The 14262-nt window shown below is 41.9% G+C and carries 21 protein-coding genes; 7 read left to right on the top strand and 14 right to left on the bottom strand.

The features are described from left to right. A partial coding sequence (locus tag Q1J64_RS16420) for an aminotransferase family protein (protein WP_301110202.1) occupies positions 1–860 on the top strand: 860 nt, incomplete at its 5' end. Between the two features lie 141 nt (positions 861–1001). Further along, positions 1002–1112: a putative holin-like toxin gene (locus tag Q1J64_RS16425; protein ID WP_301110203.1), complete on the top strand. Its 111-nt coding sequence runs from the start codon at positions 1002–1004 to the stop codon at positions 1110–1112. A gap of 297 nt (positions 1113–1409) precedes the next feature. Here the strand turns inward: Q1J64_RS16425 and Q1J64_RS16430 are convergent, their stop codons facing one another. Together Q1J64_RS16430 and Q1J64_RS16435 are read right to left on the bottom strand one after the other, a co-directional pair. Next, on the bottom strand, positions 1410–1784 hold the full coding sequence (locus Q1J64_RS16430; protein ID WP_301110204.1) for a hypothetical protein: 375 nt from the start codon (positions 1782–1784) through the stop codon (positions 1410–1412). Between the two features lie 192 nt (positions 1785–1976). Then, a complete protein-coding gene (locus Q1J64_RS16435; RefSeq protein WP_301110205.1) occupies positions 1977–2237 on the bottom strand; it encodes a hypothetical protein in 261 nt (86 codons plus the stop codon). A gap of 102 nt (positions 2238–2339) precedes the next feature. Here Q1J64_RS16435 and Q1J64_RS16440 point away from each other — a divergent pair, with 102 nt between their 5' ends. Next, complete coding sequence (locus Q1J64_RS16440) at positions 2340–3356, top strand: DUF1646 family protein (protein ID WP_301110206.1); 1017 nt, start codon at positions 2340–2342, stop codon at positions 3354–3356. 38 nt (positions 3357–3394) lie between these two features. On the opposite strand, the gene Q1J64_RS16445 is transcribed toward Q1J64_RS16440, so the two are convergent. The 8 genes from Q1J64_RS16445 to Q1J64_RS16480 all read right to left on the bottom strand — a co-directional run bounded on the left by Q1J64_RS16445 (position 3395) and on the right by Q1J64_RS16480 (position 8453). Next, complete coding sequence (locus Q1J64_RS16445) at positions 3395–3832, bottom strand: hypothetical protein (protein WP_301110207.1); 438 nt, start codon at positions 3830–3832, stop codon at positions 3395–3397. A 57-nt stretch (positions 3833–3889) separates the two neighbouring features. After that, complete coding sequence (locus Q1J64_RS16450) at positions 3890–4360, bottom strand: GNAT family N-acetyltransferase (RefSeq protein ID WP_301110208.1); 471 nt, start codon at positions 4358–4360, stop codon at positions 3890–3892. Continuing rightward, on the bottom strand, positions 4357–4527 hold the full coding sequence (locus Q1J64_RS16455) for a hypothetical protein (RefSeq protein WP_301110209.1): 171 nt from the start codon (positions 4525–4527) through the stop codon (positions 4357–4359). The genes Q1J64_RS16450 and Q1J64_RS16455 overlap by 4 nt, the downstream gene beginning before the upstream one ends. 96 nt (positions 4528–4623) lie before the next feature. Continuing rightward, the gene (locus tag Q1J64_RS16460) at positions 4624–4962 is read right to left on the bottom strand and encodes a nucleoside/nucleotide kinase family protein (RefSeq protein WP_301110210.1); all 339 of its coding nucleotides are present in this window, start codon (positions 4960–4962) and stop codon (positions 4624–4626) included. 24 nt (positions 4963–4986) lie between these two features. After that, complete coding sequence (locus Q1J64_RS16465) at positions 4987–5424, bottom strand: hypothetical protein (RefSeq protein WP_301110211.1); 438 nt, start codon at positions 5422–5424, stop codon at positions 4987–4989. 487 nt (positions 5425–5911) lie between these two features. Beyond that, positions 5912–6631 (bottom strand): glucosamine-6-phosphate deaminase, encoded by a 720-nt coding sequence (gene nagB / locus Q1J64_RS16470; RefSeq protein WP_301110212.1) that lies wholly within the window; start codon positions 6629–6631, stop codon positions 5912–5914. A gap of 149 nt (positions 6632–6780) precedes the next feature. After that, positions 6781–7755: a proline dehydrogenase family protein gene (locus tag Q1J64_RS16475; protein WP_301110213.1), complete on the bottom strand. Its 975-nt coding sequence runs from the start codon at positions 7753–7755 to the stop codon at positions 6781–6783. An 80-nt stretch (positions 7756–7835) separates the two neighbouring features. After that, positions 7836–8453, bottom strand: coding sequence for a DUF3298 and DUF4163 domain-containing protein (locus Q1J64_RS16480; protein WP_301110214.1), 618 nt, complete (start codon positions 8451–8453; stop codon positions 7836–7838). A gap of 120 nt (positions 8454–8573) precedes the next feature. Here Q1J64_RS16480 and Q1J64_RS16485 point away from each other — a divergent pair, with 120 nt between their 5' ends. Next, entirely contained in the window at positions 8574–8951 is a 378-nt protein-coding gene (locus tag Q1J64_RS16485; protein WP_301110215.1) for a nucleotide excision repair endonuclease, read from the top strand. 43 nt (positions 8952–8994) lie between these two features. Here Q1J64_RS16485 and Q1J64_RS16490 read toward each other — a convergent pair whose 3' ends face one another. Both Q1J64_RS16490 and Q1J64_RS16495 read right to left on the bottom strand, forming a co-directional pair. After that, positions 8995–9345 (bottom strand): YolD-like family protein, encoded by a 351-nt coding sequence (locus Q1J64_RS16490; RefSeq protein ID WP_301110216.1) that lies wholly within the window; start codon positions 9343–9345, stop codon positions 8995–8997. 106 nt (positions 9346–9451) lie between these two features. Further along, positions 9452–11164, bottom strand: a complete 1713-nt coding sequence (locus Q1J64_RS16495; protein ID WP_301110221.1) for a methyl-accepting chemotaxis protein — start codon at positions 11162–11164, stop codon at positions 9452–9454. 229 nt (positions 11165–11393) lie between these two features. Between Q1J64_RS16495 and Q1J64_RS16500 the strand changes: the two genes are divergently transcribed. Then, positions 11394–11819 (top strand): MarR family winged helix-turn-helix transcriptional regulator, encoded by a 426-nt coding sequence (locus Q1J64_RS16500; protein WP_301110217.1) that lies wholly within the window; start codon positions 11394–11396, stop codon positions 11817–11819. Positions 11820–11877: 58 nt separating this feature from the next. Here Q1J64_RS16500 and Q1J64_RS16505 read toward each other — a convergent pair whose 3' ends face one another. Both Q1J64_RS16505 and Q1J64_RS16510 read right to left on the bottom strand, forming a co-directional pair. Next, positions 11878–12630, bottom strand: coding sequence for an SDR family NAD(P)-dependent oxidoreductase (locus tag Q1J64_RS16505; RefSeq protein ID WP_301110218.1), 753 nt, complete (start codon positions 12628–12630; stop codon positions 11878–11880). 81 nt (positions 12631–12711) lie between these two features. After that, a complete protein-coding gene (locus Q1J64_RS16510; protein WP_301110219.1) occupies positions 12712–12909 on the bottom strand; it encodes a hypothetical protein in 198 nt (65 codons plus the stop codon). Between the two features lie 422 nt (positions 12910–13331). Here Q1J64_RS16510 and Q1J64_RS16515 point away from each other — a divergent pair, with 422 nt between their 5' ends. Together Q1J64_RS16515 and Q1J64_RS16520 are read left to right on the top strand one after the other, a co-directional pair. Next, positions 13332–13745, top strand: a complete 414-nt coding sequence (locus tag Q1J64_RS16515) for a DUF948 domain-containing protein (RefSeq protein WP_301110222.1) — start codon at positions 13332–13334, stop codon at positions 13743–13745. A gap of 7 nt (positions 13746–13752) precedes the next feature. Beyond that, the gene (locus Q1J64_RS16520) at positions 13753–14187 is read left to right on the top strand and encodes a DUF948 domain-containing protein (protein ID WP_301110220.1); all 435 of its coding nucleotides are present in this window, start codon (positions 13753–13755) and stop codon (positions 14185–14187) included. Positions 14188–14262: the final 75 nt, after the last annotated feature.

Here is a 14262-nt window from a genome sequence, read left to right on the forward strand (position 1 = left end):
TATTATTTGATGCACTCGTCATCCCGTTCCCAGCAGTCTACCGCCACCCTTCAGGCGATGAACAAACGGTACGTGATGAAAGCCTGCGTGAATTGCGCCTTTTATTTGAAGAACGTCACGAAGAAATTGCGGGGATGGTGCTGGAGCCGATGATTCAAGGAGCTGGCGGAATGAATACTATGCCAGCAGGATATTTAAAGGGCGTTGAAGCGTTATGTAAGGAATTTGATGTATTGCTGATCGTGGACGAAGTAGCAACCGGCTTCGGACGTACAGGAAAAATGTTCGCTGTCGAGCACGAAGGTATACAGCCGGATCTGATGACCGTAGCAAAAGGGCTTACGGGAGGCTATTTACCGGTCGCTGCTACATTTGCGACCGAAGAAATTTACAACGCGTTTTACGGAGAATATAAAGAAATGAAAACATTCTTTCACGGACACTCTTACACTGGGAACCAGCTGGGCTGTGCAGTGGCTCTAGCAAACTTGGAGATTTTCGAAAAAGTGCAACTTGTGAAACAGGCTGAGGAAAAAGCAGCGTATCTCGAAAGATTGTTGGTTGATATCAAACAGCTCGCGTACGTAGGTGACGTAAGACAATGCGGTTTGATGTGCGGAATTGAAATAGTGAAAGACAAACACACGAAAGAACCCTTCCCATTGGAAAGCCGTGTCGCTTACCGGGCCACGTTGAAAATGAGAGAGCTCGGGTTACTGACAAGACCGCTCGGTGATGTAATTGTTTTGATGCCGCCACTGGCTACATCTCATGAACAATTGGCGGAGATGGTGGCCATCATGCAGGAGGGTATCCAGGAAGTTTCATTGGAATTATCGAAAATGGAAAGTATGCAGTAATAAGTATAAATCTAATAAAATAGGCCTGTGCAGGAATTATCATAAAATATTCATAATTGTTATGTAAAGTGTTAGAATAATAGATGCAGTGACATATAGCGGATGGGCGGTTGGCACTCCCTTGAGAAAGGGGGTGTTTACATGGTGACATATGAAGCAATGAACATGTTATTCCAGTTTGGAATGTTCCTCGCAGCAACGGCGACAGCCACTGTAGCGATGGTTGCTCTATTCATCAACAGAAAAAAGTAACCACCCTCCGCTAACGTCCAAGTAAGCAGGGTAGTTACTTTCATGTAAAAACTCTCGTGTTACTGGCCAACCGCACTTCAAGCGGATGTCAGCTGTATTGACTGGGTGTTCACGCACTCAGTCTTTTTTAGTATACGTTTAGTTTACCATATTCATACGAATAATTCACACGAATCGTTATTCATATTCACTTTTCCCTCGACCAAATTCTATACACAACAGCATTTTTCACTTGAAGCATCCTATTTTAAAATGAATTTCTGGAGTGATAAATTTTGAAAAATCACCTTTACTACATCATCTATATTGCTTTGGATCCTTCTTTCTTGTAATTGGACCTTTATGAGCTAAACTCCATTCAATACTTCGGTCAGCAATCCGATCATATAGATCATCTTCTAAGTACGGTACTTCGCTATTATTAATCAAATCAATATCTGTTCTGATTTCATGTAAAACTTCATTTCCAAAAACGCTATCATCGTTTAGAATATCCCATAAATAGTAGCAAAATAGTTCAAACCCTTCGTCCCAATTACCATTTCCATTATTATGTGCTTCATATCGAAGTTTTTCAATCGCCCTTATTAATTCACCTTCAACAGTATCGGATTGCCCACTCTTTGGAACATAATTTACCCAAATGTGTTTGGCCTCTTCAAAATACTTCATTATCTCACCCCTAAACTATATATGAGTAGCGATTCACTTTGGATTCTAGCTTCTTTTCTGTAATGTGCATCTGATCTTCTCCCTAAATTACCATACTATAATTATTTAACAACTCTATCGTGACTAAAATGAAAAAGGGTGACCCCGTCCATGTCATTTCAAGACACAAACAAGAGGCCTCCCCTTTAAAAATCATCTTCCATCTTCCTCATCATCCGGCGGTTTTCTGACAATCGTCTTACTGCCGGAATACAATCCACTGGCTGACAGTCCCATAATAATTCCACCTAGAATACCCGATTTCCAGTCCTGCGGAAATAGATAGAAAATGCCGCCGCCAATACCGAAAACAAGCGAAAAAATGGGTAATAATTTCTTCGGCAAGCCATAGACTTTCAGCAGCTCGGTCAATCCAATAATGACCGGAATCAGTACAATATCTGTTACGTCCAAAGCGTGTCCCTCCTCTTTTTTCTATTCTATTCAGACTGTATGCAAGATGAATCGGCGTTTTGCATACAGTGTAGAAGAAACATTGGTGGAAAGGAGAATAACATGGTTATTGGATTGATCGTTATTTTGGCGTTGGTCTTATTGCTGCCATTTACGGTACACCGTATAGAGCGCAACTTGGAACTGTTCTTGTTCTTTATGGGCTGCGCTGCTGCATATGTCAGCGGTGTTCTGCAACCACAGCTAATTATGCAGGCGCTTCACAACCCTCTTCATATTACGTTTGCAGTAATTGCGGCGGGCGTTGTGTTCCGCTGGGTGCGCGTTCCTTTTGAGAGCACCATTCTTTATTGGAGTCAGCTCATTCCATTCCGGATTTTCCTGGCCTGTATCATCATGATTCTAGGTATTATTTCAAGCATCATTACCGCCATTATTGCGGCGCTTGTGCTTGTCGCAATTGCTTCCGTACTGCAGATGGACCGCCGTTCTGAAATCCGCTTCGTTATTTTGGCATGCTATGCAATTGGAATGGGCGCAGTACTTACGCCAGTTGGAGAGCCACTTTCGACGATTGCAACCAATAAGCTGAATGAAGACTTTTATTATCTAATGAATTTGCTTGGGTGGGATATTATTGCCGGTGTATTCGCGTTTGGATTGCTGGCGATCTTCCTCATAAAGCCGCGTCGTCGTTCCACTCAGCATTCATCCGGACAAGCAGCGGAATCTTACGTGGGTATTCTGATTCGAGGTATGAAAGTATATGTTTTTGTTTTAGCACTGACACTTCTTGGCGCTGGATTTGAACCGCTGATTAGGCTGTACTTGCTCGATCTTCATCCGTTGACACTGTATTGGATCAATATGATTTCTGCTGTGCTCGATAACGCGACACTGGCTGCAGCTGAAATCAGTCCCGCAATGGATGAATCAACTATTCAGGCCATTTTGCTCGGTTTGCTTATTAGCGGAGGAATGCTGATCCCCGGGAACATTCCGAATATCATAGTAGCGGGCAAATTAAATATTCGCAGTGGTGAATGGGCACGTACTGGTGTTCCACTCGGGTTACTCGCAATGGTCGTCTATTTTGTGATTTTGTTCGCAAGACAATGAAAAAAGACCGCAGATGATTGTTTTGCGGTCTTTCTCAATTACTGCTTATTCACCTTCACCCACACCTTATACTTGTCATCCTCAATCTCGACAGTTTTTGTATTAGGATTCGGTGCACTATTTTTCTTAATGTAACCTGCTTCAAATGATGCGGTAGCTGTGCTTTCGTCCTTAGTTTTCTCAGAAGTTGTCCCAATTCCTATCGCATCCGTCGCCACCCATGTATCCTCTTCAGATTTTTTTAAATCAGCGATAAATATCTCTTCTTTCTGATCCATTTTCCCTTTATAGACGGCAATCACGCGATCGTTATCTGCTTCCAGTATTCTGTAGACCTTTAACACTTCGGCGAATTCTTCCTCTGCATGAAGCAGATCGAGCGCTTCTTCCGGCGTGTTTGAGGTACTGTTTTTATTGGCAGTACAGCCTGTTGCAAGAAATAGAGTTAGAAGTAAGTAAAATAATTTCTTTTGCAAAACATCAGCTCCTTCTATAAGTATATCTACCTTGCTTTTTGGCTGATTAAACACGGATCAGCAAAGTGGCTTCTTCATGGCGACCACCGGGACAGATGCACCGTCTGCTCTTTTGACAATTGTTTCCTCGTATACGTGATAACCGATCGATTGATAGAGCTGTATATTTTCTGGAACATCCATCCGGACTTTGCATAATAATTCATGCATTTTCTGCTGCTTTGCATAGTCTTCTAAATAATTCAAAATTCTTTTAGCAATCCCTTGACCGTGTCGTTCTGGAATGACAGACAGCCTGAAAAAATAAATACTGTTCTCATCAATACGAAAACGTACCATTCCGACCGGCTGATCTTCGACGCAGCAAATGAAAGCCTGCTCGCCGTTTTGCAATCCTTCTGTCACTGTCTGAATCGTTTCATCCAGCGCACTGGAAGGTGGATTTTCATTTTGATACTTTAGAAATGCCTGAATCATCATATCGTGTATGACAGATGCATCCTGTACTGTAGCTTTTATGATTTTCATAGAGTCCCTCGCTTTTTGTAGTATGTTTTGTGAATATAATCAGCAAGCAATAAAGGATTGCAGTCATTCATATATACATCTTCTGCTGGAAAATATCTGCGCTCATACTTGTCGATAATCTCTTCTTTACTGCCGATATATGTATCTCTGTTAAGTGCTCGTTCCATTCTAGTCTTTCTGTCCACTTCCAGAAACAAGACGTAATCAAAGTATGCTCGTAACTCCGGTCGCTGCAGGAAAACACCCTCAAAAATCACTGTAGATCATCGCGGGATTTCGACTGCCTGCTCTTTATAACTGTCAGTTTCCTTGTCATAAAGCTCTATATAGCACTTCACTTCTAAGCCTTTTTTCAAAGGGGCCAGCAGTTTGCTGATCAAATACTCATAACGCCATTGCAGCTCATAATAGCAGAACCATTCTTCGTATGTATTGTTGTAACGGATGTTCTCGGGATGAATAAAATCGTCCAGATGAAAAAGATATGCATTTTTTACCGACTGCTGCAGCTCTGTCGCATACGTTGTTTTTCCTGATCCTCCTAATCCGTCCACTCCAATTACTACTGATTGCTTCTGTGATTCAGGTAGTTGTGGGAGCATATCGCCACTTCCTTTTTATTATCATTACTCCATTGCACCATAACGATTTTCTTTCCCCATCCAATCACTTGCATTCCGCCATTTCAAACATTCGGCTGAAATCCAGCTGGCTGAATAATCTCCTGTTTCCCAGTCACTTGCATCGGCCCAATAAAATTGATTGTTTTGAGAAATTAATGTCGCGCCGTAAATGACGGAATCATGATCTTTTAGACTAGGAAGAATATGGCACTGTGTGACACCTTCAAACAACAGTTCAACTGCAGAAGGATCTTCAGCTTGTCTTTGGAACAGAATTCTCACATTCGTATCCAGGTGCGGCGGCACATTCATGGACAAATCGTCATTAACGTAACTTTCGGTCCACATATACAGCTCTTTCAGGCAGCTGTCGTGGAAAAAGCCAAACGTTTCTAACAGGTGCTTGATTTCTGCACGGTTTGTCACTTCATTCCAATCCATAGCTTTAGCCCTCCCTTCTGACTCAGTAGTAATAAAGGCTGTAAATAACAGCCATCATCATAATGAGGAACAGTGAATTAAGATTTTTTTGTACTCCGCCTGACCTCCATTGTGTAATCGCCAGGAAGGTGAATCCTACAATTATAAAAGTAATCCCTATATTGCGCAGCACGATAACCTAAAAAACAACCCAGACATGCTGAAGATAAGTATGCCTATTGCAGTTAGCATTGTCAGCAATACTAACTGCGGTTGTTTTTCTGCCTCTTCCTCATTTTTGAACTTGCGAATACAATTTTCATAGTCATTTGCAGCCACCGCTGTCTTAAAAACATCTCTCACTCAATTAGCCTTCTATGATTTTCCTTCATCATACCATATTGCACATATTTTCCATGAAGGTATTTGATAGTTAATTGAGTAAACAGAAAAAGGCATTGCCGAAAAAGCAATGCTCAGATGGTACTTTACAATTTTCAATAAAGATTTATGTTTTGGCATCTTCATCTATAATGACGGTGACATGTGGATGATTCCTTAAAACGGATGCTGGGAAACTTTCATCCACTTCCCCTTTCGTCAACTGCTCGAATGCAGATTGTTTCTGTTTCCCTGTTATCAGTAATAAAATTTCTTTACTTCGCATGATCGTCGCAATCCCCATTGAAATTGCCAGTTCAGGAACTTCTTCTACACTATCAAAGAACTTTTTATTCGCCTCTCTTGTAGATGACGTGAGATCTGCAAGATGCGTAATGGACGAAAAAGACGTTCCCGGTTCATTGAAACCGATATGTCCATTTCTGCCGATTCCGAGAATTTGCAGATCAATTCCGCCGGTACGTTGAATTAACTCTTCATAGTTCTTCGCTTCTGCCGCGGCGTCTTCTGCATCTCCTCTAGGAATATGCGTCTGTTCCTTTGGAATATCAAGATGTGTGAATAAATTTTCATTCATATAATAACGGTAGCTGTGGTCGTGATCTGCAGGCAATCCGACATATTCATCCAGATTGAACGTAGTGATCTTTTGATAGGAAGTCCCGTTTAGCTGATGATCCACAGCCAGTTCTTCATATAATCCGAGCGGCGTACTGCCGGTTGCAAGACCAATAACAGCTTCGGGATCCTGCTCGATCTTTTGTAAGACAATTTGTGCGGCTGTTTCACTCAACTCCTTATAGCCTTTCACTGTTATAATCTTCATCTTTTCCTCCTAGTTGGCGCTTTTCCAAAATTTAATTGCAGCACTTATATTAATTGTTTCAAGTTTATATTTTATAAAACACGAATGGGAAGCCACTCAAGTTAAACTTTGATTGGCTTCCTAATTATGCTGTTATGGAGACAGTTCTCTTACCTTCGCCGCTTCGACAGACGCCCGAGCAAAAATGCTCCGGCTGCGATCCCGATGACTGTATTGGTCTTTTTATTGAACACTTGCTTGGTCATCAAATTAATATTCTGCGGACGTTCTGCCAGTCTGCGCATAAAATAACCGTACCAATCTTCTCCAAAAGGTACATAAGTACAAAAGTTATAACCTTCTTTTGCAAGCTGCAGCTGCAGATCTTTTCTGAATCCGTAGAGCATCTGGAACTCAAACTGATTGTGCGAAATCGCATGTTCTCTGACAAAGCGTTTTACATGATCGATAATGTTGTCATCATGCGTGGCAATGGAAGTAAAAGTGCCGTGAAGCAGATGCCACTCAATGATCTTTATGAAATTTTCATCGATCTCCTGCTTGTTCTGATAGGCAACTTCCGGTGATTCTTTATAGGCACCTTTGACAAGCCTGGTTCGCATATCTCGGTGATCGCGTGTATCTTGTAAGGCGCGGTGAAAATAGGCTTGAATGACAGTGCCGATATTTGTACAGCCTTCTTCTGTCAGTTCATCAACTAGCCGGAACGTCGGCTCAAGCCGCGGATAGTTCTCCATATCCAGATTGACAAAAATGTCATCTTGGGCGGCATGCTTCGCGATTTCCTTGATTTGTGCTTTGCAGAAATCATAATCGATGTCGAGGCCGAGCTGTGAAGGTTTTATAGAGATGTGTGCATCCGCCTGCTGTTCACGGATCGCGTCCACTACCGATAAAATCTGTTTCTTTGCTGTGATGGCTTTACTTTTATCGTAGACAAATTCACCTAAATTATCAATCGTACAGGAGATGCCGGCTTGATTCAGTTCTTTGACACTTTCCATCATTTCCGTAATATTGGTTCCCGCTACTACCTGCTGTGCACCTAGATGCATTCCGTAATTTTGTGCAGCACGATTCAGCAGCTGATTTTCCGATAACCCGATAAAAAAATCTCTCAGCATAAGTTCCACCTCGCCTTTATAATCTGTTTATTCAAATTATAACACGAGTGCCAGAACTATTCTCATAAACCTCTGTCGAATTACACGCCTATAAACGGCAGGCTTCTGTCTGCTGGACTGTTTGGTTTAATGATGTCCTGCAAATCAAGCAGCGGTATCGGGAAATACGGGAAACCGGCTACATATGGTGAGATTTCATACAATTGAAAATAGACAACGAGCGAAGTATCAGCGATGTAGAAATCCTGGTCAGGTCTAATTTTTGTAAAAGGTTCCAGTACAGGAGTATCCCATTGCTTTATGTGGCGGCGAATATATTCTGAAATGCGCTGAACATACGGACTGTCAGGCTTAAACAGATCAGACAAACTATAACTTCTGCCTGTTCGTGTATCGAACGTTAGAGATTTACAATACGTCATGCCATGCGCTCCTCCAGTAAATGAATAGACAATGAGATTGATACTGAGAAGTCCTCTTTGGTTGTTTTTCAGTTCATACGTAGCAAACAGCTCCACCAAATTCGGATCATAATAATTGCTTTCAACGAGCAGTTTATTCATCGCTTTAAAAATCATTTGATTGAGCTGCTGCAGCATTTTTGATTCTTCCAGCTGCGTAATGACCGGATAATAAATATCCACTTTCGGTTTTGTATTTTTCACATGATGCGTTTGAACAACGGCAGGCGATTTCATAGATTCATCCTTCCTAAGACATTTGTCTACCATATGCCAGGAACGGACAGAAAGTTTCTCGCTTTTTCCTCTGTCATATGGTAGGATGAACCTTCAACCATATGAGGATGTGACGTAAAATTGATTACTATTAAATTGCCCGAACCCGCTGTGACAATCGTTCGCAGAAAACAGGAAATGACGTCTGAAGAGACACCGATCAAGCCGATTTATGGATTTATTGATTTCCATGAAATCCCGCGTGATAAAGGCGGACTTTTACTGTTCTTCAATCAAAGTGATGAGCTTTTATTTGTAGGGAAAGCAAGAAAATTGCGCCCGCGCCTAAAGAAGCACTTTGAAGATACAGTTTCTCCATTGCGCAATCACCGTGAAGAAGTAGCAAAAATTTCAGCTGTTCTTGTCGATGATCCAATGGAACGCGAAATCTACGAAACGTATGTCATTAATACTGAGCGCGCGAAGTATAATATCGAAAAAGCGTTCTACAAAGACTAAGCTGTCTGCACTTTTGCAGATAGCTTTTTTATTTTTCGCGATTTTATATACCTTCCACATCTTTCGCCAACTGTACGTCGATAATATCAGGGACAGAAAGTCTATCTGTACCGAACGGATCGCGCAGCAGAATGACGGAAGCTGAGGGGTTCAGCGCTTCGATGATGCCTTGATAGTGATGAACCTGCCCCTCATGCCACGTTTTGATTACCACTTCGCATTTTCTGTGCCAAGCCGTTTCTAGCGTCTGTTGCATCGACTGCAGTTCAAAATCTGACAGTTCCGGCCGTTCGGTATATTGATCTTCCTGCTGCCAGCCGCGCAGTCTTTCCAAATGTTCAGGGAGCATCAGTGAAGTCCATTTAATTTTTCCTCGGTCACGATTTCGCTCCATATGAATCCCTCCTTCCGAAAGAGTATGTATGTTCGTTAGTATACAGAACGTACATTCCTATTGCAATGTAAAAAAAGACCATCGCGTCAAAAGCGATGGCCTGATCTTACTTTGGCAAACGGAAGGAGCCTACAAAGACTTCCAGTTCATGTGCCATTTGATTGGTCTGTTTAGAGCGGTCTGAAATTTCTTCGATGCTAGCAGTTGTCTGCTCCGCAGCTGCAGCGATATTGTTTGTCATATCTTCAATATCTCGTACCGAGTGTGTTAAGTTTTCTATCAGTTGTACTACTTCTGATGACTTCTGTGATTCTGAAGTCATCAGTTTGGAAATGTTTTTAATCTCCTCCACCGTTTCAGCTACTGCAGATGAAACATTGCTGAGCGACTGTGAAGTGAGTCGTACTGTTTCAGTTCCTTTTGTAATATGCTTGGTGTTTTCTGATGTAGAAGTGATTACCTGCTGAATGCGTTCAGAAATATCCTGCACCAACTTCTCCACTTCAAGAACTTCTTGGTTAGACTGTTCAGCCAGGTTTCTGACTTCTTCTGCTACTACAGCAAAACCTTTGCCATGCTCTCCTGCACGTGCGGCTTCAATTGAAGCGTTAAGCGCAAGCAAATTCGTCTGTGCGGCAATGCCGGCAATCGAACCTGTGATGTTTTGAATCTTCGTAGTGGATTCTACCAAGTTTTGAATTGTATCACCGACTTCTTGAGAACCTGTGCGGATCAACTCCATATCTCTGCTAATTTCATCCGCACGTCTTGCACCTTCAAGCGCGATATTCATCGTTTCATTGGAATTGACCAGCATTGCATCGGCATCTTCTTTCGTATTCCGAAGATCATTTGCTAAACTAGATAAGATGCCTGTTGCATTTTCTGCATTTGTTGTGCCGTCTGTTACTGCAGTTGCAACTTCTTCGATACTGTTTGCCACCATGGAAACTGCTTCGCGCATTTCGTGCAATGATCCGGACGTTTCACCGGAATTTTCAGATAGCTTATGCGAGGTAGTGTTCATTGTCGAAATCATTTCCTGCAAATTAACAGTCATTCGGTTCAATGTACGTGCCAGATCGCCTACTTCATCATTCGAACGAACTTCTGTTGCCGCTACAGCCAAATCACCGTCTGCAATCTTCTTCGCATGTTCAATCAGACTGGAGATCGGCTTTGTCTTGCGTCGAATCAAGAAGCCTGTAACGATTGAAGCAAGTAGCATTGGAATGATACTGATCAGAATACCATCACGCACGACAGCCCATGTACGTTCTTTTACAATATTCGCGTCGAAATCGATGACACTCACTGCCACGACTTCTTTGCTTGTATCATGATCCTTATGTATCGGCGCATAGCCGGACAATCGTTTCATTCCGCCGAATTCATATGGCTGCGAATACGTTGGGTGATTATGTTCCAGTAATTCATCAACCGCTTTTTTATCCATTTGGAAAGCGTCTCCCGCCTTGAATCCTTTCGCACGTAAATTATCATCCAGCGCAATCAGATTTCCGTCTAAGTCAAGGATATATTGTGTTTCAAATATATTTTTATGATCAGTTGTCCAATTCAAAGACTGGCCTATATCCTCCTGTGTCTGCGCATCGCCTGCCAATGCTTTCTCCATGTCATCCGGCCGGATTAACCCGGTTGTAATGTTCGCACAGCCATACGCTTCAATTCCTGCTGCGTCGTACAACTTATCATAAGCAGTTTTATATGTAGCAAGAGATGTAATCGCCAACATCACCACTAAAATTCCCGCAATAATAGTCCCGAGTTGAAACGTCAGTGAATCTTTAAATTTCATCAAACCTAATGCCCACCCTTCGCGTTCTTTATATCTAGTTCATTTGTTGTCTTAATCATACGCTATCTATCTCAAATTAAAAAGTAGAAAATGAAAATCTATGTACTTTCGAATTATAATAGTAAAAGTTCATCAATTTTTGTCATACAAATGTTGTAATTGCTGAAATTGCTGTATGATGAATAGTATATAAGCATAAAGTTTCTTGAATGAAAGGTAGGAGTCCAATTTGGTAGATAAACAAACTATTTTTAATTTGCTGCACGTGATGGATCAAGTGACGAATAAAATGCTAATTCGATTTCAGCAAGAATCTGAACTGGCGCTAGGTATTTCGCATATTTTAGTTTTACTGGAACTGCATAAAAGCGGAGAACAGCGTCCATCAGACCTGGCAGAAATACTTGGCTATACACCTGCCTCCCTGACGCATTTATCGACTAAACTGATTAACAATGATTATATTACCATGCGCAATGATGAGGAAGACAGACGGACAAAGTATTGGGAAATAACTCCGCTCGGTGTAGAAATTTTAGACAAAGCGAAAGAACACGGCAAAGAAGTACGTACGGAATTCTTCAGCCATCTGTCAGAAACTGAACAAAAACACTTGCTGCAGATATATACAAAATTGAATGATACATTTATTTGATTTATGAGTTTGCAAAGAAAAAAGGCTGCCGATTTGGCAGCCTTTTCCTATGCAAAGATCAGCGCAATTTAACTGAACCACCGTCGACCATAATTGTCTGGCCAGTAATGTAATCTGCGTCTTCACTTGCGAGGAAAACTGCAGTACGACCGATGTCTTTTTCGGGATCTCCCAATCGGCCTAATGGATTCTTCGCAAGCATGGCTTTGTATGGTTCAGGATGCTCTGAAGCCCACTGCTTGATTCCCGGAGTTTCGGCAATCGGAGAAATCAAGTTGCATGTGATACCGTATTGTCCCCATTCATTTGCAGCGACTCTTGAAAGACCGCGGATCGCTTCTTTTGCAGCTGCGTAAGATGCCTGGTTAATATCTCCATTAAGACCTGCGCCAGAAGCGAAGTTGATAATTTTCCCTTTGCTTTCCTTTAAATAAGGAAGGGCTGCCTGCATTAAATAAAATGTCGGATAAAATCCGGTGTTGAAAGAGAAATCCAAATCATCCTGTGTGATTTGATCTATCGCTTTCATGCGCGATGCATGTGCATTATTGACAAGAATGTCAAGTTTGCCAAACTGCTCTGTTACTTTTTCAACAATAGTCGGCAATGCTGCATGTTTGGATAGGTCTGCTTGAATAAATATCGACTTCGGAGAGATTTTCTGCAATTTCTCCATTGCTGTTACGCCTGCCTGCTCATTCAGGTCAACGATTGCAACAGTTGCTCCTTCTTTTACATAAGCCGTCGCGATTCCTAGACCGATACCACCTGCGCCACCTGTAATAATTGCGATTTTTCCGTCTAATTTCATCTGTACCATCTCCTTGTTGTAATTATTTTAACATTAAATCACTTGTACAGTAAACTAATTGAACTTGAGGAAAAGCGGTGGTCAAATAGAAATCTTGGTGAGCGAGATTGCGGATGGTTTTCCGAATAAATACCCTTGAAACAACTGGTAGCCTCTGTTTTTCAGCCATTCAAAATCTGCGAGTTCTTCAATTCCTTCTGCTAATGGAACAGAGCCGATCGCCAGTGCTTTCTCGAGAAACTGTTCCGCGATCTGCTGCTTTCCTAGATCCTTTGCCACACCTTAGTATCCATTTGTGCTGCATGATTCATGCAAAAGTCGTATAATTCTTTTATCCTTGCTATTTCAAATAATACGCACCAGCATATCGGATCGTTTTAAGTGCTCATCCACCGATTGAATAAGCGCAGGCTGTTGATAATTTTTAAAAGAGACTTCAAATTTTAGATCTTGAACTCGACAAGCATTACAAGGCATCCCGTTCACCCTTTCTTTCCATATTTATTAGATGATAACATGTTTCCGGTTCTTTTTTCACAGATTAGCCAATGAGCTTAAGGTTAATTAGCAAGCAGGTGTTTAGATTCCCTTCATTTGTGGAAAGACAAGGGTATAGAACGTCTAACGGCACTGTTAATTAGACAGACGTTTTGTATAATTAAGGTACAGGTTTTTATCATGTGGAGGTGACGAGATTGAAGGTGCTCTTGTATATTAGTGCCATAGTTGCCGTAGCGGCTTTAGTAGTCATTGCAATTGCTATTATCAAAACGGCCAAAACGGTCAAAGAAGCGATGAAAGATGTAACAGACACCATGAAACGCGTAGAATTAAAAGTAAGCGGCATCACAGACAAAACCGATCAGCTGATGAATCAAACGAATCAAATTGCTGAGGATGCAAATGCTAAACTGCAGTCCGTTGACGGATTGGCGGCATCGGCAAAGGAGCTGCGTGATTCAACAGAATATGTGCAGCATTCCTTGGCCAAGATGGCGGATCAGGTGGCTGCACCGCCCGGCAAGTATGCGAAATTGATGCAACAGACAACCGTTTTATCTGAAGTGGCCGCGCGTATGTATTACAGCGCAAAGCAGCAGAAAGAAAAGAGGTGAACTAGATATGGATTGGGTATTAGGTATTGGCGTCTTACTCATTGGTATTGCTCTTATTATTGTGGCAGTCGTGTTGATCAAGCCACTTGGGAAATTAACTGAAGTGCTCGAAAGTGTAAAAAAAACCACGGACACCATGCCAGCAACGGTAGCGGATATTACGGGTCAGACCCAACAAATACTTCACACGAGTAACGAGACGATCAGTAATGTGAATAAGCAGGTTGCCGAAGTAACGCCTGTTTTCCAAATTGTTGGAGATGTCGGTGAGGCTTCACGCGAAGTCACCACGGCTGCCCTTGACCGTTCTGTACGATTGAAGGAACGTGTAGGCAATGCAAGTGAGTTTGTTCAGGAGAAAGAATACAAGGGCCTCTATGGTTTAGTTACACTTGTATTTTATCTGATGCAGCAAAAGAAAGAACTGAAAAGGTTTAAGTAATAAAAAATACTTCCCGCAGCTTTAATGCGTGATGTGCACCCCAAAAGTTAGAGTTATAAAATCTAACTTTTGGGG

It is taken from the genome of Sporosarcina sp. (assembly GCF_029257255.1).
Taxonomy (GTDB): domain Bacteria; phylum Bacillota; class Bacilli; order Bacillales_A; family Planococcaceae; genus Sporosarcina.